Origin of the sequence: Gaoshiqia sediminis (assembly GCF_025907915.1) — a bacterium.
In the GTDB taxonomy this organism is placed as follows: Bacteria; Bacteroidota; Bacteroidia; order Bacteroidales; family Prolixibacteraceae; genus Gaoshiqia; species Gaoshiqia sediminis.
This window is the reverse complement of sequence record NZ_JAPAAF010000009.1, coordinates 1-21,939: the sequence shown is the minus strand read 5'-3', so window position 1 is coordinate 21,939 and position 21,939 is coordinate 1. Positions and strand designations below refer to the sequence as shown.

The 21,939-nt window shown below is 47.3% G+C and carries 17 protein-coding genes; 10 read left to right on the top strand and 7 right to left on the bottom strand.

What is annotated here, in order from left to right; genetic code table 11:
• Nucleotides 1–9 precede the first annotated feature (9 nt).
• The 4 genes from N2K84_RS08435 to N2K84_RS08420 form a co-directional block, all read right to left on the bottom strand.
• Entirely contained in the window at nt 10–1,047 is a 1,038-nt protein-coding gene (locus N2K84_RS08435) for a sensor histidine kinase (protein ID WP_282591356.1), read from the bottom strand.
• Nucleotides 1,047–1,757: a glycosyltransferase family A protein gene (locus tag N2K84_RS08430; protein WP_282591355.1), complete on the bottom strand. Its 711-nt coding sequence runs from the start codon at nt 1,755–1,757 to the stop codon at nt 1,047–1,049. The genes N2K84_RS08435 and N2K84_RS08430 overlap by 1 nt, the downstream gene beginning before the upstream one ends.
• The gene (locus N2K84_RS08425; protein WP_282591354.1) at nt 1,750–2,850 is read right to left on the bottom strand and encodes an Ldh family oxidoreductase; all 1,101 of its coding nucleotides are present in this window, start codon (nt 2,848–2,850) and stop codon (nt 1,750–1,752) included. Before N2K84_RS08425 ends, N2K84_RS08430 begins: the two co-directional genes overlap by 8 nt.
• Before the next feature lie 237 nt (nt 2,851–3,087).
• Nucleotides 3,088–3,849, bottom strand: a complete 762-nt coding sequence (locus tag N2K84_RS08420) for an SDR family oxidoreductase (RefSeq protein WP_282591353.1) — start codon at nt 3,847–3,849, stop codon at nt 3,088–3,090.
• Between the two features lie 108 nt (nt 3,850–3,957).
• Between N2K84_RS08420 and N2K84_RS08415 the strand changes: the two genes are divergently transcribed.
• The 4 genes from N2K84_RS08415 (at nt 3,958) to N2K84_RS08400 (ending at nt 8,134) form a co-directional block, all read left to right on the top strand.
• The gene (locus N2K84_RS08415; RefSeq protein WP_282591352.1) at nt 3,958–4,995 is read left to right on the top strand and encodes an AIR synthase-related protein; all 1,038 of its coding nucleotides are present in this window, start codon (nt 3,958–3,960) and stop codon (nt 4,993–4,995) included.
• Nucleotides 4,995–5,717: a bifunctional demethylmenaquinone methyltransferase/2-methoxy-6-polyprenyl-1,4-benzoquinol methylase UbiE gene (gene ubiE, locus N2K84_RS08410; protein WP_282591351.1), complete on the top strand. Its 723-nt coding sequence runs from the start codon at nt 4,995–4,997 to the stop codon at nt 5,715–5,717. The genes N2K84_RS08415 and ubiE overlap by 1 nt, the downstream gene beginning before the upstream one ends.
• 73 nt (nt 5,718–5,790) lie before the next feature.
• Complete coding sequence (gene porT, locus N2K84_RS08405) at nt 5,791–6,558, top strand: type IX secretion/gliding motility protein PorT/SprT (RefSeq protein ID WP_282591350.1); 768 nt, start codon at nt 5,791–5,793, stop codon at nt 6,556–6,558.
• 19 nt (nt 6,559–6,577) lie between these two features.
• Nucleotides 6,578–8,134, top strand: coding sequence for an NAD(P)/FAD-dependent oxidoreductase (locus N2K84_RS08400; protein ID WP_282591349.1), 1,557 nt, complete (start codon nt 6,578–6,580; stop codon nt 8,132–8,134).
• A gap of 5 nt (nt 8,135–8,139) precedes the next feature.
• On the opposite strand, the gene N2K84_RS08395 is transcribed toward N2K84_RS08400, so the two are convergent.
• Nucleotides 8,140–8,910, bottom strand: coding sequence for a TrmH family RNA methyltransferase (locus tag N2K84_RS08395; RefSeq protein ID WP_282591348.1), 771 nt, complete (start codon nt 8,908–8,910; stop codon nt 8,140–8,142).
• A 236-nt stretch (nt 8,911–9,146) separates the two neighbouring features.
• Here N2K84_RS08395 and tamL point away from each other — a divergent pair, with 236 nt between their 5' ends.
• From tamL to N2K84_RS08380, 3 genes are all read left to right on the top strand, one after another.
• Entirely contained in the window at nt 9,147–11,486 is a 2,340-nt protein-coding gene (gene tamL / locus N2K84_RS08390) for a translocation and assembly module lipoprotein TamL (protein ID WP_282591347.1), read from the top strand.
• A 147-nt stretch (nt 11,487–11,633) separates the two neighbouring features.
• Nucleotides 11,634–12,188 (top strand): helix-turn-helix domain-containing protein, encoded by a 555-nt coding sequence (locus N2K84_RS08385; RefSeq protein ID WP_282591346.1) that lies wholly within the window; start codon nt 11,634–11,636, stop codon nt 12,186–12,188.
• Between the two features lie 9 nt (nt 12,189–12,197).
• Nucleotides 12,198–13,850 (top strand): AMP-binding protein, encoded by a 1,653-nt coding sequence (locus tag N2K84_RS08380; RefSeq protein WP_282591345.1) that lies wholly within the window; start codon nt 12,198–12,200, stop codon nt 13,848–13,850.
• A 65-nt stretch (nt 13,851–13,915) separates the two neighbouring features.
• Here the strand turns inward: N2K84_RS08380 and N2K84_RS08375 are convergent, their stop codons facing one another.
• Nucleotides 13,916–15,448, bottom strand: coding sequence for an alpha-N-arabinofuranosidase (locus tag N2K84_RS08375; RefSeq protein WP_282591344.1), 1,533 nt, complete (start codon nt 15,446–15,448; stop codon nt 13,916–13,918).
• 381 nt (nt 15,449–15,829) lie between these two features.
• A complete protein-coding gene (locus N2K84_RS08370; protein WP_282591343.1) occupies nt 15,830–17,329 on the bottom strand; it encodes a pectate lyase family protein in 1,500 nt (499 codons plus the stop codon).
• 565 nt (nt 17,330–17,894) lie between these two features.
• On the opposite strand from N2K84_RS08370, the gene N2K84_RS08365 reads away from it, so the two are divergent.
• Genes N2K84_RS08365 through N2K84_RS08355 form a run of 3 tightly spaced genes read left to right on the top strand, consistent with a single transcriptional unit; the run spans nt 17,895 to nt 21,546 of the window.
• Entirely contained in the window at nt 17,895–18,770 is an 876-nt protein-coding gene (locus N2K84_RS08365) for an electron transfer flavoprotein subunit beta/FixA family protein (protein ID WP_282591342.1), read from the top strand.
• A gap of 20 nt (nt 18,771–18,790) precedes the next feature.
• A complete protein-coding gene (locus tag N2K84_RS08360; protein ID WP_282591341.1) occupies nt 18,791–19,810 on the top strand; it encodes an electron transfer flavoprotein subunit alpha/FixB family protein in 1,020 nt (339 codons plus the stop codon).
• Nucleotides 19,811–19,833: 23 nt separating this feature from the next.
• On the top strand, nt 19,834–21,546 hold the full coding sequence (locus N2K84_RS08355) for an acyl-CoA dehydrogenase family protein (protein ID WP_282591340.1): 1,713 nt from the start codon (nt 19,834–19,836) through the stop codon (nt 21,544–21,546).
• The last annotated feature ends 393 nt before the right edge of the window (nt 21,547–21,939 follow it).

Here is a 21,939-nt window from a genome sequence, read left to right as displayed (position 1 = left end):
GTTTTTCGTTTATTTCAGCATCAATTTTAAACGAACCGTAAAGATATTCGCTTTTTTGCTGATGTCTAAATCATATTCTTCATTTTTATACAGATAGGCCAGGCGCTGACGCACATTGGCCAGGCCGATCCCGTGCGCGGTTCCTTGTTTTTCCGGCTCTTGGCAGTCGCAGCTGTTTTCTACTTCGAATAGTAGTTGTTTGCCTTCAATCGTAATAAAGATGTGTATGAACGCTTGCTCGGAGAACGATCGCGGCCCATGCTTAAAGGCGTTGTCGATAAACGGCTCAAAGATAAGGGGGATGATTTTCTGATTAGAGATATCGCCCTTCAAGTTAAACCGGATGTCGGTTTTTTCGTTCAGCCGGATACGCTGTAGCTCAATGAAGTTGCGGACAAACTCAATCTCTCTTTTCAGGGGGATAAAGTTTTCGCGCGATTCGTACAGCACGTGCCGCATCAGGTCCGACAGTTTCAGGATTAGTTGCGGCGTTTTGTCCGAGTTCATCAGCGAGAGCGAATAAATATTATTCAGGCTGTTGAACAGGAAGTGCGGGTTAATCTGTGATTTCAGGGTGTTGAGCTCTGCCTCCAGCTTTTCGCGTTCCACTTTGTGGTAGCGCAGCGAAATGTCCTGTAGTTCGATCCAGTCGGTTACGAATTTGGCCAGCGAGGTAATGGCCACGTAGGCTGCCGAAGTGAAAAAGTGCGTAGAAAACAGGTGTTTCGAGAAAGCTTGCTGGTTCAGCAAAAAGAAAAGCGAAATGATGATCAGCGACGAGGCCGACAGCGTGATGATGAGCCAGAACACATAAAAGATGTAGTTTTTCTTTTTGAGCAAGCGCGGGATGAGCAGGTAAAAGTTGGTGTAAACAGCCACGGCAAAACCGAGGTTGATGATCAGCGCCCGCAGCATGATGTCGGGGGTCAACCCGAGCTGGTGCTCCGAAACCACGTAAAAAGCCGATAGCGCAAAACCGAGGCTGGCCAGCCAAAACAACAGGTGGCCGGCATTTTTTAGCCTGCGGTATCTTTTGCTGAGGGTCATTAAATGCGGTCTTTTCGGTTAATCAGCTTTCTGAAATAGTATTTTACCGGATTGGTATATTTCAGTTGCTTCCACGGGCGGCTGCTGTGCGGTTTGTGCACTACCGGCAAGGTTGTTACCAGGTAGTTGCGGAAGCCCTGGCTTTTCGATTTGCGCGAAATGAAAACATCGTACCAATCTTTTTCCGCCGACAGTTCCTTAAAAGAAAAGCTTTTCAGCAGGTCAACCGTCAGCAGGGTGCAGCAAAAGCTCAGGCTGTGCGAGGTGTCGGCAATGGGCGCTTTTTCGTTTTTAAAGTTGAGGTACGGAAAGTTTACCGCACCGTCCTCGTCGGTTGTAATGGCCCCCAACATCCCGCATTGCTTTTGCGTTTTGCTCAGTTCCAGCATTTTCGATAAGGTGTCTTTTTTGATGATCACGTCCGACTCGATGATAACCAGCGGAACATTCATTTCAACGGCCTTTTGTTGTGCCAGCTGAAGCACCAGCCGGTAGTTGGGTGAAGGCGTTTGGGTGATATCTTCCAGATTGACCAGTTCGTAGCCAAATTTGCTCTTATTTTTTTCCAATACAGCTTTGGTTTCGGGCGAGCTGAAATCGTTGAAAATAATATGGTGGTGGTTTCCTTCGGCTTCATGCACTGCTTTTATGGTTTGCATGGTGGTGTCGATGGAGTCCTTTACCGGAGTAATGACGAGTATATCAGTCATGTTGCGTTGGGTTAAAAGTTAAGTTGAATTTTTGTGCCAGTTGTTGCAGGTCTTCCACAACCGCGTTTTGTACGGGGATACCGTTTTTCAGGCGTTCTTCGGTCATTTCGCGTTCGGGGTCGCCGGGGATCAGCACTTTTTCTTCACCCGCCACCACTTCGGCATTTCGAAAGGTGCGGATCCAGTTGTCCATGTGGGCTTTAAATTCGCTGGCCGGGCGGAAGGCATCGATCCGGAAGGCGCCCAGGAAATGGCCGATCCCGTCGCCCACCGGGTTGGCAGGCGGTTCCAGAAACGCTACAAAGGGCGGCACCCACGGGCCGTAGTTTGCTCCCGACAAAACGGCCGAAAAAATATCGACCATGGCGCCCAGGCAATAACCTTTGTGCCCGCCGTGCAAACGGTCGCCCCCAAGCGGAAGCATGGAGCCGCCTTTTTTCAGTACAAAAGCATCGGTGGTTGGCTGGCCTTCCTGATCCTGCGCCCAGCCCAGCGGGGCATCTTCTCCTTTTCGTTGCAACACTTCCAGCTTTCCGTTGGCCACGGTAGTAGTAGCCATGTCCATCACAAAGGGAGGTTCTTGCTGCGCCGGAATGGCCACTGCAATCGGATTGGTCCCCAGGAAGCGACTTTTCGAAAAGGTGGGCGAAACCAGCGGGCTGGCATTGGTGAGCGAAATGCCGATCATATCTTCACTGAGGGCCATCATGGCATGATAACCGGCAATGCCGTAGTGGTTCGAGTTTTTCACGGCCACCCAGCCGCTTCCCACGTTTCTGGCTTTTTGCATGGCAATGCGCATCGCTTCGGGGGCGGTCACCAGGCCCAGCCCCAAATCGCCGTCCAACACGGCAGTTGACGGGGTTTCGTGAACGATTTTCATTTGCGGGACGGCATTCAACCTTTTTTGCTCCCACAGGCGGATATAACCGCTCAACCGGGCCACGCCGTGCGAATCCACGCCGCGCAAATCGGCCTGGTTCAGGCAGTCGGCTGCTTCTTCGGCTTGGGCCGGAGGGCATCCCATTCGTTCAAATACTTGTTTGGTAAATTCTTTTAAGTACGATGCCGGGATAGTCATTTCATTACTCATTGCCAATCATTTATTGCTAATTTCCATGCATTTATTGCTCATTTCCGAGTTCTTATTGCTTATTTCTGAGTATTTATTACTCATTATTATTTATTTATTACTTGTTTTCGTTTATTAATTGGTTGAAAACAAGTAAATATTGGTTATTATCGGTTGTTTATTGATTAATTCTAACTATTTATTAGTTATTTCTAATCATTTATTGATTGTTTCCAACTAATTATCATTAACTACTTGCTACTTTTTTTTAAAAATGTCGCGGGCCGAGGCTTGCGCTGTAGGCATGATCAGGATATCGTCGATGTTCACATGGGCCGGCCGCGAGAGCACAAAGTAAATAGTTTCTGCTATGTCTTTTGCGCATAGGGGCGTAAATCCTTCATATACCTTATCGGCTTTTTCCTGATCGCCATGAAAACGGACCAGCGAAAACTCGGTTTCCACCGCGCCCGGGCTGATGGTGCTCACCTTAATATTGTGCGGCGCCAACTCAATGCGCATGGCTTTGCTGATGGCATTTACCGCATGTTTGGTCCCGCAGTAAACCGAGCCCATCGGGTAGGCTTCTTTTCCGGCGATTGACGAAATGCTGATGATGTGGCCGCGTTGTCGTTCGATCATCCAGTTCGAAACCGTTTGTGTGATGTACAGCAATCCTTTCACGTTGGTGTCGATCATCGTTTCCCAATCATCCACATCGGCATGGGATACGGTATCCAGGCCGGCTGCCAGCCCGGCATTGTTCAGCAACACATCCACGGCTTTCCATTCTTCGGGCAGCGAGGCCAGCGCTTGGTCCACTTCCTGCTTCGAGCGGATGTCAAAATTCAGGAGGTAAATTTTGGCGCCGTTTTGCTCCAGTTCGTCTTTCAGCGTTTCCAAGCGGTCCATCCGGCGTCCGGTCAAAATCAGGGCATAATTATGCTGTGCCAGCAGGCGGGCCGTTTCGAGTCCGATTCCGGCTGTTGCCCCCGTGATCAAGGCAATAGGTTGTTCCATGGTATCATGTTTTAAAATTCATTCGTCAATTAAAATCCTTAATTGGTATGGAAAAATCAACTACTTGACTATTTTTGTTTCCATTATTCAAGCTTTAAACGAAACGATATGGCCGAAGTAATTGAAAACAAAGAAGTCTTTTCTATTGAACAGATTGAAGAGCCCAAAGATATTCATGATATTGTTTTTAACCTAATGGTGAACCCAAATTTGGCACCGGTCAATTATTTCAATGATTTCAGTGAGGATGGGTTTGAACTGGATAACCTGGCCAACGATGATACCGATGATGCCGGTATTTTCACCACCGATAGTGGGCAGATCATGTCGATGACGACACATGCCTTCCATCATCACCTGGAGAATGATCCGAAAACAGCCACGGAGATTCTGATCAGCCGGGCAGCACGCCGCATGGTTTGCTATGGGGCAAAGCCTCAGGCTGTCAGTGCATTTTTATATCATATCAATATTGCCGATCCGAACGGGCAGTTTATCGCTTCGGGCGCTAAAAAGGGGCTCGAAAATGCCAGCGCCAAATTCGGGCTGAAGGTTTCTGACCGCAAAATCCGGTTCGATTATTTTTCGGCTCACGGGCCCGTGTCACCAACCATCATCATCAGCATGATTGGCAGCGTTGACAACAAAGAAAAGGTGCTCACCCATCAGCTAAAATCGAAGGGAAACAATATTTTCATGATTGGCCACTCGTATGACGACCTTAATTCATCCGAATATCTCGAATTTTACCACGAAATTGACGACTCGCCGCTTCCTGTTTTCGATATTGACATGGAAGTCCGTTTGCACCGGGTAATGGCCAGTTTGATCGACAAAGGCCTGATTACCTCGGCCAGTCCGGTTGGTAAAGGCGGTTTGTTTTTCTCCCTGTTGCGGGCCGGCATGCCGTCGGGCCTGGGCTTCGATATTACCACTGATGCCGAGATCCGCAAAGACGCTTTCTTGTTTGGCGAATCGATGGGCCGCCTGATTGTTGGGGTGCCCAAACAGAATGTGGACGACTTCGTGGATTTTATGCGGACTACCAACTTGCCGTTTTTCACTCTGGGACATGCTACGAAAGGTGAAATTCGCATCGACGACGAATCATACGGTTTTATTGATAAAATGATACCCAACGCCTAATGACGGTAGCTCCCTATCAGGATTCAGATAAAAATAAGAAACAGCAGGTCGAGCAGATGTTCGACAATATTGCGCCCAAATACGATTTTCTAAACCATCTGTTGAGCTTGGGCATTGATAAGTTATGGCGCAAAAAGGCGGTACGTTTGCTGAAAACCTATCAGCCGGACCGGGTGCTGGATGTAGCCACGGGAACCGGCGACTTCGCCATTGCAACGGCCAAAATAAATCCGGGCGAAATTGTTGGTTTTGACCTCTCGGAACAGATGATCCGCGTGGGGGCCGAAAAAGTGAAACGGCTCAAACTGGATGGTGTCATTCATTTTCAAAAAGGCGACTCGGAAAATATGCCTTTTGAAAGTGATTCGTTTGATGCGATTACTGTTGCTTTTGGCGTGCGGAACTTCGAGAACCTCGAAAAAGGGCTGGCCGAATTTAAGCGGGTGTTAAAACCGGGTGGCGCCGCTGTCATCCTCGAGTTTTCGAAACCCCGGTATTTCCCGTTCAAACAACTGTATAAGTTTTATTTTTTCCATATTTTGCCGCTCATTGGAGGAATGGTATCCAAAGACGGTTCTGCCTATAATTATTTGCCCGAATCGGTGATGGCTTTTCCCGACGATCATGATTTTCTGAATATTCTTGAAACGCTTGGATTTTCCAGCTATCGCCAGTACCGGCTCACTTTTGGCATTGCCACCATTTACCTGGCCGAAAAATAGTGAGATTATTGGTAAACAGGCAGACAATATTTTTGTAAACTTGTTGTTTTGAAATAGTGTACAAACAAATCCTGTGAAAAAGCAAATTAGTGCCATATTATTTCTGCTGATCAGCTTGCAAGGCGTTGCACAGTTGGCCCACGTGAAACACCTAACCACTTTTGATGACAAGAAAATTCATTTTGGGTTTTCGATTGGTATCAATACCATGGACTTTTCGTTGCGGCATTGGTCGCTCATTGGCAAGAATCCGGATTTTGTTGAGAAAGTCTGGGGAAATCCCGATGGCCATGAAATTACTGCATCAGACAACATTCGTGCCGGGATGCCTGATTTGGTGCCGGGTCTGACGGTGGGAATTGTTACCAATTTGAGGTTGGGTGAATATTTCGATTTGCGGGTTTTGCCCGGATTATCGTTTGGCGAACGCAAGCTGGTGTATAATGTGCCGGTTTATGACAACAATGCCGGTAACCAGGATGTGGAATTTTACTCAACCAAAGCAACGTTTATCGATTTGCCCGTGTTGGTCAAATACAAATCGAGCCGGTTGAACAACCAACGGCCGTACCTGATTGCCGGGCCTGCCTTGCGGTTGGATATTTCAAAATCGGGCAGTGAGGAGTTGGTACGTACAAAACGCGCCGGTTTTTATCTGGAAGGAGGCATTGGCCTAGATAGTTACCTGCGTTTCTTCCGCCTGTCAACCGAGCTAAAAGTCAGCCTTGGATTGGGCAATATCCTTGGCGATGCTCCTGACGAAACCCAGCGCGCCTACTATACACATGCCATCCAGCGGATGACATCGAATGTTTTTACCCTGAGTTTTCATTTCGAATAGCAACCGGAACCGGATTTTCATGAAGAAAGATTTCAACTTATCACTGACCCCTAAACAGGCGTCGGACGAACTGTATTACCGGCCACTGGTCGCTGCCAAGCTGGGTATAAATCCCGACGATATCACCGCCATTGTTGTTCGGCGCCGCTCCATTGACGCCCGCCAGCGACAGATTAAAATTAACCTGGGGGTGATGGTTTATGTGGGGGAAGAACCCGAAGTGGCTGCTGTGCAATATCAATACGGATCGGTTGAACATTGTCCGCCGGTTGGCATTGTGGGAGCAGGGCCGGCAGGTTTGTTTGCCGCTTTGCGTCTGATCGAACTTGGGTACAAGCCGGTGATTTTCGAGCGCGGGAAAAATGTCAGCGATCGCAAACGCGACATTGCCCTTATTCATCGCGAACATTTGGTTGATCCGGATTCCAACTATGGCTTTGGCGAAGGTGGTGCAGGAACTTTCTCTGATGGAAAATTATATACCCGCTCCAAAAAGCGCGGGAATGTGCAGAAGATACTGGAAGTCTTCGTGCAGTTTGGCGCCGATCCGCAAATTCTGATTGATGCCCACCCGCATATTGGCACCAACAAGTTGCCTGGCGTAATTACCCGGATGCGCGAGCAAATCCTGGCTTGCGGTGGCGAAATTCATTTCAACAGCCGGGTAACCGACCTCATTATTTGCGATGAAGAATGCAACGGGTTGGTGCTGGCTGATGGCAGTCGTTTTGAGTTTGTCGGCGTTTTGTTGGCTACCGGCCATTCTGCCCGCGATATTTATGAAATGCTTCACCGGAATGGTGTGAACCTGGAGGCCAAGTCGTTTGCGATGGGTGTTAGGGTAGAACATCCGCAGGCCTTGATCGACAGCATCCAATATCACCAGGATGTGCGCGGGCCGTATTTGCCGGCTGCCAGCTATTCGTTTGTGGAGCAGGTAAACGACCGCGGCGTATATTCGTTTTGCATGTGCCCGGGCGGTTTTATTGTTCCGGCAGCAACAGCGCCGGGTGAGCTGGTGGTGAATGGTATGTCGCCCGCTAAACGAAATTCACCGTTTGCCAATTCGGGGTTGGTGGTGGAAATTCACCCCGAAGATTTGCGCGAGTTCAAACATTTGGGCGTATTTGCCGGGCTGGAATTTCAAAAAAGCGTGGAGCGGCTTTGCTTTGAGCTGAACGGCCATACTCAGTTTGCCCCTGCTCAGCGGCTAACCGACTTTGTTACCGGACGTAAGTCTGCCGACCTTCCCGAGTCATCCTATACACCCGGGTTGATCCCTTCGGCCTTGCACGAGAAATTGCCCAAGCGTATTTCGTCGCGGCTGCGTGAGGCGGTTATACAAATCGACCGCAAAGCCCATGGATTTCACACCGAGCTGGCTGTGGCTGTTGGGGTGGAATCGCGCACCTCGTCGCCATTGCGTATTCCGCGCGATGAGGTATCTATGCAGCATATCCGCATTCGCGGATTGTATCCTTGCGGCGAGGGGGCTGGCTATGCCGGAGGTATTGCTTCGTCGGCGATGGATGGCGAACGCTGTGCCGAAGCGTTGGTGTGCAATGTGGAAGGATAGCGGCCTTAATCCATCATTCTTCTTCGGAATTCGGCACAACAGATGGCGGTGGCCGTTGCCACGTTAAGCGATTCGCTGCCCGTTTGGCCTCCGGGAAAAGCCGGAATGTGGACTTTATCGGTCACCATGCGGGCCACTTCTTCCGAAATTCCGTTGCCTTCGTTACCCATTACCAGAATCCCATTTTTGCTCAGCGGGTGTTTGTACAAGTTTTCACCTTCCAGAAAGGTGCCGAATATTTTTGTGCCCGAAGCTGCTGCCATTTTCAAGGTTTCAACCAAGTTCAGGTAATGAACTTCGACACGGAAAATGGCGCCCATGCTGGATTGGATGACTTTGGGATTGAAACAATCCACCGTATTTTCGGAGCAAAGGATGTGCCTGATCCCGAACCAGTCGGCCAGCCGGATGATGGTCCCCAAATTGCCGGGATCCTGGATGAAGTCGAGCGCCAGCGCCAAATCCTGTGTGGAATCTGTCAGGTTGAAATGCTGTTCCGGCATGTTTACCACAGCCAGCGCCTGTTGCGGTGTTTGCAGCAAGCTGGCTTTTTGCATTTCCTCAGGCGAAACTTCGATAACTTCAGTAGCCATTTGGGGGGAAATGTTATTCTCCGCAAGAAAACCGGACGTGGCGCAGAGTGTTTTTAGTTGCCTGCCGGCCTCAATGGCTTCCAGCACCATCTTATTTCCTTCAACAAGAAACACTTTTTCCTGTTCCCGGATTTTTTTACGGGCAAGCGATTGGATGAACCTTATTTTGTTTTTACTTAGCATGACTGGTTTGACTAAACATTTTGTAAAAATAAAAAGCCCGCTTGATTTGTTTGCTATCCAGAGTGTTTATTTTTGTGGAGCCGTACTTCTTAGGGGGCATTTCACGGCTGGTTACAGGATGCCCGGTATTGTTGACATTTATCGACGGTTTTGCGGGATAATGGAATGCCCGGAAGAATATGTTGAAGCGGCAAAATTTTTTCACAAACGATCAGTTTTTTGGTGAGATACTTTTTATGAAGGGAAATCTAAACATATCGTCCTACCGGCTACCGGTTCTGCTTGTGGCGTTGAGTCTGCTGGCGGCTTGTTCATCTACCCGCTATGTGCCGGAAGGGAAGTATCTGTTAAATGATGTGGACATTAAAGTCGATCACCGGTCCATCAACAAAGAAGAACTGAAAGGTCAGGTACGGCAAAAGGAGAACTTGAAGATTCTGGGGTTTTTCAAGTTTCATTTGGCTTTGTATAATCTGTCGTCGAAGAAGAAGGACAATAACTGGTTTAAGCGTATTGGCGAAGCACCGGTCCTATATCAGGATTTCCAAACCGTTCGATCCAAAGAACAATTGGGCATTTATTTGAAGAATAAAGGATTTTATGACGGCATAATTACCGATACGGTCATTCAGCATGCCCGGAAACCCAAGGTTAATCTGGTGTTTAATGTAAAAGCCGGTGAGCCTTACCGAATCAGAAAATATGAATATCAAATTGAAGATGAAAAACTGGTTCCATTGATCATGGCCGATACTGCCCGTCAGCTGGTGGGAATCAATGATATTTTTGATATTGACCGCCTGAATGAAGAACGCAATCGCTTGTCTGCCTTGCTGCGAAATCATGGCTATTACCGGTTTTCGACTGACTATATCAGCTGCCTGGCCGATAGCAGCTTAAATACAAAGCAGGTGGATTTGACCGTGGTGGTGGCCGATGCAGATCAGGCCGGACTGTCCGATTCGGTGGTTGCTCACAAGAAATACGTGGTCCGTAATTACCGCGTAAATCCGGATTATGTGCCGCCACAACTGGCAGAAGCAAATAATCGTGCGATGCCCGACACGATTTTTGAACCGCCTTACACCTTTATTTTTAGGGAGAAGCTGAAGTACAAACCGGAATTGTTCGAAAACCTGAACCGGATAAAAGACAGTACGGAATATTCTCTGCGAAACGTGGAAAAAACGTACCGGTCACTTAACCAGTTACAACAATTTAAAGTGGTGAACCTGAATTTTAACGTGGTTGACTCACTTGGTAATGATTCGATTGGTGTGCTGGACTGCAATTTCCAGTTGACGCCCTTGTCGCGCCAAGGCTTTTCGGTAGATGTGGAGGGAACTAACAGCTCGGGGAACCTGGGCATGGCCGGGAACCTGAACTACCAGCACCGGAACTTGTTACGCGGGGCCGAAATATTCAATGTTACACTGAAGGGCGCTATCGAACGCCAGCAGGCACTGGTGAGCGAGAGCCGACTTAATTTCAATACCCGGGAGTTTGGGCTGGAAGGGTCGCTGACCTTACCCAAGTTTTTCAGTCCGCTCGACGACCGGCGCTTGTTCAGCTTTCAGGTGCCACAGACGAGTTTTACGCTGGGGTATAATTATCAGCGACGGCCCGATTACACGCGTACCATCACCAACTTTCGGTTTGGGTACAACTGGAAAAGCAAGGCCTTCAGGACCCATTTCCTGAATTTGATCGATTTCAATTATGTGAATTTGTACGAGTTTAACCCGGAATTTATCAATTCAATTGAGGATTTGTACATCAAAAGCAGTTTCACCGATCACTTGATTATGGCGATGAACTACACGTTGGTTGACAACACACAGTCGGTAAGCCGGAAAGACAATTATCATTATTTCAAGTGGTCGTTTGAGGCGGCGGGAAATTTGTTGTCGGCCTATGCCAAACTCGTGGGAAAGCAGGAGGCCGTTGAGATGGATTCGATTACCAACCGGGAATCTCATTTTTACAAGATTTTTAATACTCGCTTTGCCCAATACCTGAAAACAGACCTTGAATACCGTTACGGTTATACCATAAACAAATACAACTCCATTGTTGGCCGTGCTTTTGCCGGGGTCGGGCTTCCATACGGCAACTTTGATGTGCTTCCGTTTGAAAAGAAATATTTTACCGGCGGTGCCAACGGAATCCGGGCCTGGCAGGTACGCACCCTGGGTCCCGGCAGCTACAAGGCTCCCGAAAATGTTTATCCAAACCAGTCGGGCGACATCAAGCTGGAAGCCAACCTGGAGTATCGTTACCGCTTGGTGGGGCGCGTGGAAGGCGCTTTTTTCCTGGATGCCGGGAATATCTGGGCCATCAATAACAAAGATAACCGGCCCGGGGCACTGTTTCAGTTTGATAATTTTTACAAGCAAGTAGCTATTGGGACCGGAACCGGCCTCCGCTTCGATTTTACCTACTTCATTTTCCGGCTCGATCTGGGAATGAAACTGCGCGATCCGGCTTTGCCCCAAGGGAAACGGTTCATTATCGGGAATTACCCGATCACGGGCGATCATTTGAACCTGTCGTTTGCTATTGGATATCCCTTTTGATTTTTCTCTTTCGCATTACAGGTTGATTTGTTTATTTATCGGACCAATGTGCTATTTTGTCCGGGAACCCGGTGTTTTATTCTGAAATTATTACTTTTATCCATCAGGTAATAATTATAATCGCATACACCAAAAATCACCCATATTATGGATCTGAAAATTCGAGAGATTGCCGATCGGCTAAGAGGTTTTCGTGATGCCTTAGACCTTTCGGAAGACAGTTGTGCCGCTGCTTGTGGCATAAGTGTTGAGCAGTACAACGATTACGAAGCCGGAAATACCGACATTCCGGTGAGTTTTTTGTATCGGTTTTCAACAACTTTTGATATTGAAATCACTGCGCTGCTTACTGGCGACATGCCGAGAATGGCTGGTTATTCGCTCACCCGCAAAGGAACCGGAGTGGTGGCCGAACGCCGCAAGGAATATAAATATCAGGCGTTGAACGAAAGTTTTATCCACAAAAAAGCCCAACCCTTTGTGGTAACTGTTTCTCCCGATTCGGAACCGAAACCAATTGCGGTTTATCAGCACCAGGGGCAGGAATTCAACTTGGTGCTGAAGGGGCGACTGATGGTTGTCCTGAATGGAAAGGAGTTGGTGATGGAAGAGGGTGATTCGCTTTGGTTTAATTCCGGATTGCCCCACGGGATGAAAGCCCTGGACGGACAAGAAGCCGAATTTTTAGCTATGATTTTTTAATTTGTTGATATGGTTTTTAGTGAAAAATATTTGAAAAAAAGCAGGTTTGAGAGCCTGTCTGATTTTAAGGAAAACCTGGAGTTTGTGGTTCCGGACAATTTTAACTTCGGTTATGATGTGGTGGATGAATACGCTCGCATGGAACCGAATAAATTAGCGCTGGTTTGGACAAACGACCAAGGTGAACACCGGGATTTTACCTTTGCTGATTTGAAAACATACAGCGACCAGACCGCTTCTTATTTTCAGTCGCTCGGAGTTGGCCGGGGCGACAAGGTGATGTTGATCTTAAAGCGTCGTTTTGAGTTTTGGTTTTCGATCATCGCCTTGCATAAAATCGGGGCTGTATGCATTCCGGCCACTCACTTGCTGATGAAAAAGGATATCGTTTTTCGGAACAATGCCGCCGGAATAAAAGCTATTGTGTCGGTGGGCGATGAAAATGTATTGCATCAGATTGATCAGGCGATGGTGGAGTCGCCCACCGTGGAGCAGAAAATCTCTGTCGGTCCGCAGATTCCAGACGGATGGAGTGATTTTTCTGCGGGGATTTCTTCGGCCCCAGCTTTTGTGAAACCTGCGAACGCTTCTGATAACAGAGATATTTCCCTGTTGTATTTTACTTCCGGGACTACAGGGAATCCTAAAATGGTAGCTCACGATTTTACTTATCCGATTGGGCATATTATCACGGCATCGTATTGGCAAAATGTGAAAGAAAATGGATTGCACCTCACGGTTGCCGATACGGGGTGGGGGAAAGCTGTTTGGGGTAAATTATATGGCCAGTGGTTGGCTGGTTGCGCCGTGTTTGTTTATGACCACGACAAATTCACTCCGGCTGATATGCTTGAAGTCATCAGCAAGTACAGGGTGACTTCTTTTTGTGCTCCGCCAACCGTTTACCGGTTTATGATTCGCGAAGATTTCTCAAGATACGATTTGTCATCGCTGAAATATTGCACCGTGGCTGGCGAACCGCTAAATGCAGAGGTTTACAACCGTTTTCTGAAATTGACCGGCATTTGCCTGAAAGAAGGCTTTGGCCAGACGGAAACGGTTGTCTCCATCGCTACGTTCCCCTGGATGGAAACAAAGCCGGGCTCCATGGGAGTTCCGAATCCCGCCTATGATGTGCAGTTGCTCCACCCCGAAGACCGCCTTTGCGAAGATGGAGAGATCGGGGAGATTGTGGTTTACACCGGCGCAGAATTACCGGTTGGACTGTTTGCAGAATATTACCGGGATCCGGCTCAAACTGCAGCCGTTTGGTATGATGGTTATTACCATACCGGTGACCTGGCCTGGCGAGATGAAGATGGCTATTTCTGGTTTGTTGGTCGGGTTGATGATGTCATTAAGAGTTCGGGTTATCGCATTGGCCCTTTCGAAGTGGAAAGCGCTTTGATGGAGCATCCGGCAGTGGTGGAGTGTGCCGTAACCGCTGTCCCGGATGAAATCCGTGGACAGGTTGTAAAAGCCAGCATTATTTTATCTCAGGAATACCGTCCCGGTTCTGATCATTTGGTAAAGGAAATTCAGGATCATGTCAAGCGCATTACTGCTCCGTATAAATACCCGCGTATTGTGGAGTTTGTGACGGAGTTACCCAAAACAATTTCCGGGAAAATAAGGCGTGTTGAAATCCGGGAAAAGCAATAATTTTTATCCTACGAAAAAAGGGTGTCCGACGGGGCACCCTTTTCTGTTTCATGAAAATTCTGATCTTATTTAAGCTGGACCAGCACAACTGATTTTGCTGGAATTTCAACAGTCAGTTTGCCATCTTTCGGTTTTTTAACGTCGAATGACTTTAAGGTGACTTTTTCTTCCTGACCAAAGTCGTTGTAATCATTCATGTTTTTGGCTGTCACAATTTGTCCGCTGGCCGAAGATACTTCCTGGCCGGTAAGGGTGATGTCAATGCTTTCGGCTTTATTCGGGTTGAGGTTGCACAATGTGATGGAAACCTGGCCGTCTTTGGTTGAAGCCGAAGCATGAACGGCAGGAACTGATTTACCATCCAATTCGTATTTCCCGGTTTTCAGGTTAGCAGGAATAAGGTTGGCATCCTGGTGTACGCTGTACATTTTGAACACATAATAGGTAGGGGTGAGTACCATTTGTTCCTCTTTTGTCAGGATGACAGATTGCAGCACGTTTACGGTTTGTGCGATGTTGGCCATTTTTACACGGTCTGCGTGGTTGTTGAACAGGTTCAGGTTGATACCGGCCACCAACGCATCGCGCAGGGTATTTTGCTGATAAAGGAAGCCGGGATTTGTTCCGGGCTCTACATTGAACCAGTTACCCCATTCGTCAACGATCAGGCCAATACGTTTCTCGGGATCGTATTTATCCATAATGGTGGAATGCCGTTCAATCAGCGTTTCCATTCTCAGGGTATTGTCCAATACCGAAATCCATCCTTTTTCGTCGAAATCAGTGGCGGAACCTTTGTCGTTCCAGCTGGTGGTGAAGGTATAATTGTGCAACGAAACTCCCTGTACCAGTTGACGGTGGCGGGTAGTTTTCTGCATCAGTACTTCCATCCAGTTGTAATCATCCACATTCGGGCCTCCGGCAATGCGGTACAAATCACCACGGCAATAGCCGGCAAACCGGTTATAAAGGTCGGCGTAATATTCGGGAGTCATATTGCCGCCGCAACCCCAGTTCTCATTGCCAATGCCCCAGTACTTCACGTTCCAGGGTTCTTCACGTCCGTTTTGTTTGCGCAGGTCGGTCATCGGACTGATGTTGGCAGAGGTAACATACTCGACCCACTCGGCAGCTTCGCGTACGGTTCCCGAGCCAACATTCAGGTTGATGTAAGGCTCGGCGTTGATCAGTTCGCAAAAGTCCAGAAATTCGTGTGTACCAAAGCTGTTGTCTTCGGTAACTCCGCCCCAGTGTACATTCACCATTGAAGGGCGTTTGTGTTTTGGGCCAATGCCGTCTTTCCAATTGTAGGTGTCGGCAAAACAGCCGCCCGGCCAGCGGAGCAGTGGAATATTCATGTCTTTCAACGCACCGATTACGTCTAGCCGAAATCCCCGGATGTTGGGAATGTCAGAATCTTCGCCTACATAAATTCCACCGTAAATACAATGCCCCAGGTGTTCTGCAAAATGACCGTAGATTTCACGGTTGATTTTTGTTTCTGCTTGATCAGTATGCAGGGTTAAGCTGCTTTGAGCCAGTGTGCTTAGGCTGATCAGAGATAAGAGAATGATTGAGTAGATGGTATTCTTCTTCATGATTTAGAAATTTGATGATGTCCAAAAATAATAAAAGTATATCGTACTCTTATGGAATGAGTTTTATAACATCTTTTTACTATTGGCCCCTGAGTCGTCTCGGCTTGGTTCAGTCGGTGTACATTTTACAAGGCTCATTTATCAGGGATACCAAGATAATTCTATTACTTGTCATCAATGAGGACAAACAGGTATCTTGTGAGGACATATCGATAAAACATAGTTTGACTGTCAGGAAGCAGGTCTGATTCAGTGGCTGTGATCATTTATCATTCTATTATTGACTATTTGGCTGCATGTTATGCCCAATAAAACGAGGCTGTTTTCAATCTTGAAAACAGCCTCATATAGTTTATATCCTAATAAATCTCCTTACAGGGGCTAATAATTTGGAGTTCCTCCTTCCGTTTGCTTCTCGGTAACAACTTTCACCAGACTGTTCAGATACACTTCGAGGTTGGTGTATTTGCCATCCAGCTTTTTTTGATTGCCATCCGAAGTATCCGCAGGGTTTAGGTTTTTGGCAGTTTCCCAAGTGTCGGGCATGCCGTCGAGGTCAGTATCTGTCGGGATGTCGCCGGTAGCCAGTGCCGGCCATCCGCCCACCGCCGATTGGGTATCAATCAATCCGTTGGTGCTTCCGTTTCCACCCTCCATGTAGGTTGGTATTCCTGATTCAGTTTCAGAAACAATTCGGCTGTCCACGGCGTCACGCGTCAAACCGGCGCCGGCATAAGCCAACACTTGAGCGAAGGCATTCGTTGCAGTATGTGTGGTAATTTCGGGTTCGTTCACTGGGGCAGTCAACTTTAAGTCATTGAGGGTTACTCCCGGAGCATAAGAAGAAAAGGAAGAATTATGCATGTTAACGCCCAGCCAATTGTCGGTAGTGTTGGCGCTGCTGGCGGTCAATACATTTCCGCTCACATAAAATTTACCATAGATTCCGGCAGGTTGAGCATTGCTTCCGCCATCGGCATACGGTTGAACGATTCGGCCTTTGTTGGAACTTGCCGGCCCGGCTTTGTAGTAGTTATTGATGAGGTTGTACGAACCACCTTCTGCCGCGTATGCCGTGTTACCTCCCCAATTGAAAAAAACATTATTGCGGAAGTCCACCATTTCTTCATCTGGTTTGTTCGAGTAGCGACTACCGCAGAAACGCGGGTTGCGACTATCGTGATGGGCTAGCAAGTTGTGGTGGAATGATGCTTTTTTACCGCCCCAAATACCACCGTAGCCGTGTGTCCCTTTGTCATGCACCGAATTTCGCAAGCTTTCCGAAAGAATGCACCATTGCATGGTAAAGTTTGCATTGTCGTAAAAAGAACTGCACTCGTCGGTGCTCCAGCTCATGCTGCAGTGGTCGATAATGATGTTGGACTGATTTCGGCCCCAAAAGGCGTCGTTTTCGGTTTTTGTTTCGTCGCCTAGCCGGAAGCGCAAAAAACGAATAATTACATTACTGGCATTCACTACGACCGAATGGTCGCGGATGCAAATACCTTCACCCGGGGCGCTTTGCCCGGCAATCGTGAGGTCGCCGTTCGAAATTGTCAGGTTCGATTTTAGTTTTATTTCGCCCGAAACTGCAAATACAATGGTACGGGCCCCGCTTTGGTTGATGGCATAACGAAGTGAACCGGCCGAATTATCATCCTGAAGTGTCGTTACATAATATACATGGCCACCCCGGCCTCCGGTTGTAAATTTCCCGTATCCTTCGGCACCTGGAAATGCAGCAAATGGAGTCGTATCTGCATTGTTGTCCGGAGTTACTTCTTCGGTAGGGGGCATTACCGGATTATCTTCTACATTATTTTTCGAACAAGAAAAAAGGCCCAATGCCGTAATCATCAACAAGAATAATCTCACTCTCATAACAATATTCATTTTTTCTTTTTAATGGATAGTGTGCAGTCTTGCACGGTAAAAGTATTATTATTTGGTTGTTCTCGATGGAAGACAATTGGAGTTATCTCTCTTTTTTTAAAGTATCCATGTTTGTTTAAATAAAACGGACTTCCAGATTAAAATGATTATAAATAAAAGCGAATATTTCAGGAATAGGATTTTTTGAAAAATAGGGATGATTGTTCTAAATCCGCGTTGGCAAAGATTTTTAGCAAATCCGGTATGAGTGAAATTTCATTTTGTGCTTCTATTCTCAGGTTTTGAACGATCTGTCTGTTTTTCTACCCCAGTCCAAAATCTTGATTTCTTTTTCCTGTTTGGCTATATTTGCCTGCCTTGCAAAGCTGCTGCCGTGTTTCGAAAGCCTTTGCAAGACCAATCAGCCCTAGTTCTTACATGCTTATTGTGTGATCATCCGGAAAAATACCGTCCTGTTTGGGCGTTGTTTACCGGTAGTAAGATCGTGCGGTAGTAAAGATTAACCAGGGATGATTGGCCAAACCAATCAATAGAACTGATAAATTTAAATACGATGAAAGCTTACAAAATTATCGTACTGGCCAAACAGGTTCCCGATACCCGGAACGTTGGCAAGGACGCGATGAAAGCCGATGGTACGATTAACCGTGCCGCTTTGCCGGCTATCTTTAATCCCGAGGATTTAAATGCGCTGGAGCAGGCACTGCGAATCAAGGAAAATTTTCCCGGAACAACAGTAACCATTCTCACCATGGGACCAGGCCGTGCCGCCGAAATCATTCGCGAAGCAATGTTCCGCGGTGCCGATGATGGCATTTTGCTGTCCGATCGTGCATTTGCCGGATCCGACACCCTGGCTACTTCTTATGCCATTTCACAGGCGCTAAAAAAGGTGAATGACGTTGATATTATCATTGCGGGCCGTCAGGCTATTGATGGCGATACGGCGCAAGTTGGTCCCCAGGTGGCCGAAAAATTGGGTCTCCCGCAAGTAACTTATGTGGAAGAAGTACAAAAAATTGAAGGTGGAAAGATTTTTCTGAAACGCCGCCTTGAACGGGGTGTGGAAGTAGTGAGTTGCCCACTGCCAATGGTGATGACTGTAAACGGATCGGCACCCGACTGCCGCGCCCGTAACGCCAAACTGTTGATGAAATACAAACATGCTAAAACGGTTTCCGAACTTCAGAGCTCCAACGAAGATTACCTGCACCTGTACAACGATCGTCCATACCTGAACATTCCGGAGTGGTCGGTAAACGACATTGAGGTGAACCTGGCAGAGCTGGGATTGAGCGGTTCGCCGACCAAAGTAAAAACTGTCGAGAACGTAGTCCTCCAGGCTAAAGAAGCAAAAGTGATTACTTCGGCTGACAGCGAAATTGACGAGTTGATGCGCGAACTGATTGAAAGCCATACCATTGGTTAACCCTCTAATTAAATCTGATTATGAACAGTGTTTTTGTATATTGCGAAATTGAAGAAGGTCAGGTAGCCGAAGTTAGTCAGGAGCTGATGACCAAAGGACGTGGTCTGGCCAACGAGTTGGGCTGTAAATTAGAGGCGGTTGCTATTGGCCACAACCTCGATGGAATTGAAAGTCATATCTTCCCTTACGGGGTTGATGTATTATATGTAGCCGATGATAAGCGGTTGTATCCGTTCACAACGCTTCCGCACACATCCATTATTGTAAAATTATTTGAAGAACAAAAGCCGCAGGTGGCTTTGATGGGTGCATCTTCCATTGGTCGTGACCTTGGTCCCCGGGTTTCGTCGGCTCTGCACAGCGGGTTGACTGCTGATTGCACCAGCCTGGTAATTGGTGATCACGAAGATAAGAAGCAGGGGAAGGTTTACGAGAATCTGCTTTACCAAATCCGTCCGGCTTTTGGCGGTAACATCATTGCCACCATTATCAACCCCGATTGCCGTCCCCAGATGGCAACTGTTCGTGAAGGGGTGATGAAAAAAGAAATTCTCGACCCAAAATATAAAGGGAAAGTGGTTAAGCTCGATGTTTCTAAATACGTAACTGATGCCGATTTCGCCGTGGAAATCATCGAACGGCATATGGAAAAAAGCAAAGTGAACATGAAAGCAGCGCCGATTGTGGTGGCTGGTGGTTACGGAATGGGTTCCAAGGAAAACTTTCAGTTGCTTTACGATTTGGCCGATGTGCTTGGCGGTGAAGTTGGGGCTTCGCGGGCAGCTGTTGATGCCGGCTATGCCGCTCACGAACGTCAGATCGGTCAAACCGGGGTAACCGTTCGTCCAAAGTTATATATTGCCTGTGGAATTTCAGGGCAGATCCAGCACCGTGCCGGTATGGAAGAATCTGCTCAGATCATTGCCATTAATACTGATCCGGAAGCTCCGATCAATGCCATTGCCGACTATGTCATCACCGGTGATGTGGCGGACATAATTCCGAAAATGATCAAGTATTATAAAAGGAATACCAAGTAATTATCTTTTAAAACTTTTTAGAAATGGCTAATTTTTATACCGATAATAAGGATCTGAAATTCCACCTCGATCATCCTCTGATGGAAAAAATCGTCCGTTTGAAGGAAAGGAATTTCTCGGAAAAAGGAAAATTTGATTTTGCACCAATGGACCACGAAGATGCCATGGACAACTTCGACAAGGTACTGGAAGTGGTTGGCGAAATATGTGGGGAAATTGTAGGTCCCAACGCCGAGTCTATTGATGCAGAGGGACCGAGTGTGGTTGACGGGCATGTTATTTATGCCCGTGGGACAGAGGAGAATATTCAAGCGCTGAATAAAGCCGGCTTGATGGGAATGTCATTACCCCGTAAATACGGCGGCCTGAATTTTCCGATCGTCCCTTATATTATGGCGGCTGATATTGTTTCGCGGGCCGATGCCGGATTTGTTAATATCTGGGGTTTGCAAGACTGTGCTGAAACCATCAATGAGTTTGCTTCTGAAGAACAAAAGGAAAAATACCTCACCCGCGTTTGCCAGGGCGATACCATGGCAATGGACCTGACCGAACCCGATGCCGGTTCAGACCTGCAGGCAGTTCAGCTGAAAGCTACCTTCGACGAAAAATCAGGTAAGTGGTTGTTGAATGGTGTAAAACGGTTCATTACAAACGGTGATGGCCACATTTCGCTGGTGCTGGCACGTTCCGAACCCGGCACAAAAGATGGTCGCGGCTTGTCCATGTTCATCTATGATAAAAATGATGGTGGCGTAACGGTACGGCGCATCGAACACAAAATGGGCATCATCGGTTCGCCAACATGCGAACTGGTATTTAAGGATGCTCCCGCTGAATTGGTGGGCGACCGCAAAATGGGCCTCATAAAATATGTGATGGCCCTGATGAATGGTGCTCGTTTAGGGATTGCAGCTCAATCGGTAGGTGTTGCCGAAGCGGCCTATCGCGAAGCCTTGGCCTATGCCAAAGAACGTACTCAATTTGGGAAAGCCATTATGCGTTTCCCCGCAGTTTACGAAATGCTGGCCACGATGAAGGCCAAGTTGGATGCCTCGCGTACTTTATTGTATGAAACAGCCCGCTTTGTTGATGTATATAAAACCTACATGCATATTGCCGAGGAGCGTAAATTGGAGAAAGACGAACGCGATGAAATGAAGAAATACCAAAAGCTGGCCGATTTTTATACACCTTTGGTCAAAGGAATGTCTTCCGAGTTCTGCAACCAGCTGGCTTACGATGCGGTCCAAATTCATGGCGGTTCTGGTTTTATGAAAGATTATCCGGTTGAACGGATCTATCGTGATGCCCGTATTACATCCATTTACGAAGGAACCACCCAATTACAGGTTGTTGCAGCCATTCGCGGCGTAACTACCGGTGCTTACCTGGATCAAATCCGCGTTTATGAAGCTGAAAAAGTTTCGCCCGAGCTGGAGCACCTGCGCCGCGCGTTGATTATTCTAACTGATGATTATGAACATGCCGTTAACAAGGTATTGGCAGTTGAAGATAACGAGTTCGTTGATTTCCACGCCCGCCGGATGGTTGAAATGGCCGGATATATTATTATGAGCTACCTGTTGGTGCTGGATAGTAACCGGGAACCGTCCTTCCTGAAGTCGGCAAAAAACTTTCTTCGCATGGCAAAAGCACAGGTAAAAGCTCACGCTGAATTTATTCGCACCTCAGATTTGAGCGATTTGGGCACCTATAAATACGAAATGGAATAACATTCCTCGGTACATAAAACAACGGCAGGCCACCCGATTTTAAGGTGGCCTGTTTTTGTTTCCAGGAAATGGTAAAATTTAAATAGGAAAAGTTTTCTCTTTAATGTATTGATGGTCAGTGTGTATGTGTTTTGTAGCAAAAATAGATTAGAAAAATGTTGCAAAATATGTTGCAGAACAAAAAAAGCTCTCTATATTTGCAGCCGCTTTGAGAGCCACCCGGGTTAGGCCGGGAGATCTGGAAGCAGCGTTCTGTAAGGGTTTTGGGTGATTTTGGCAATGGAAAAAACTTTTAAAGAGTGTTTGGAAGTTACAAATAAAGTCCTTTACTTTGCAGCCGCAAAAAACAAGAGTTCACTGAAAAAATGGAGGGTTGGTTTTGAAACCTGAAGG

Coding starts and splice junctions, on each gene's coding strand:
- N2K84_RS08435 (WP_282591356.1), bottom strand. CDS start 1,047: ATGACCCTCAGCAAAAGATACCGCAGGCTAAAAAATGCCGGCCACCTG.
- N2K84_RS08430 (WP_282591355.1), bottom strand. CDS start 1,757: ATGACTGATATACTCGTCATTACTCCGGTAAAGGACTCCATCGACACC.
- N2K84_RS08425 (WP_282591354.1), bottom strand. CDS start 2,850: ATGAGTAATGAAATGACTATCCCGGCATCGTACTTAAAAGAATTTACC.
- N2K84_RS08420 (WP_282591353.1), bottom strand. CDS start 3,849: ATGGAACAACCTATTGCCTTGATCACGGGGGCAACAGCCGGAATCGGA.
- N2K84_RS08415 (WP_282591352.1), top strand. CDS start 3,958: ATGGCCGAAGTAATTGAAAACAAAGAAGTCTTTTCTATTGAACAGATT.
- ubiE (WP_282591351.1), top strand. CDS start 4,995: ATGACGGTAGCTCCCTATCAGGATTCAGATAAAAATAAGAAACAGCAG.
- N2K84_RS08400 (WP_282591349.1), top strand. CDS start 6,578: ATGAAGAAAGATTTCAACTTATCACTGACCCCTAAACAGGCGTCGGAC.
- N2K84_RS08395 (WP_282591348.1), bottom strand. CDS start 8,910: ATGCTAAGTAAAAACAAAATAAGGTTCATCCAATCGCTTGCCCGTAAA.
- tamL (WP_282591347.1), top strand. CDS start 9,147: ATGAAGGGAAATCTAAACATATCGTCCTACCGGCTACCGGTTCTGCTT.
- N2K84_RS08385 (WP_282591346.1), top strand. CDS start 11,634: ATGGATCTGAAAATTCGAGAGATTGCCGATCGGCTAAGAGGTTTTCGT.
- N2K84_RS08380 (WP_282591345.1), top strand. CDS start 12,198: ATGGTTTTTAGTGAAAAATATTTGAAAAAAAGCAGGTTTGAGAGCCTG.
- N2K84_RS08375 (WP_282591344.1), bottom strand. CDS start 15,448: ATGAAGAAGAATACCATCTACTCAATCATTCTCTTATCTCTGATCAGC.
- N2K84_RS08370 (WP_282591343.1), bottom strand. CDS start 17,329: ATGAGAGTGAGATTATTCTTGTTGATGATTACGGCATTGGGCCTTTTT.
- N2K84_RS08365 (WP_282591342.1), top strand. CDS start 17,895: ATGAAAGCTTACAAAATTATCGTACTGGCCAAACAGGTTCCCGATACC.
- N2K84_RS08360 (WP_282591341.1), top strand. CDS start 18,791: ATGAACAGTGTTTTTGTATATTGCGAAATTGAAGAAGGTCAGGTAGCC.
- N2K84_RS08355 (WP_282591340.1), top strand. CDS start 19,834: ATGGCTAATTTTTATACCGATAATAAGGATCTGAAATTCCACCTCGAT.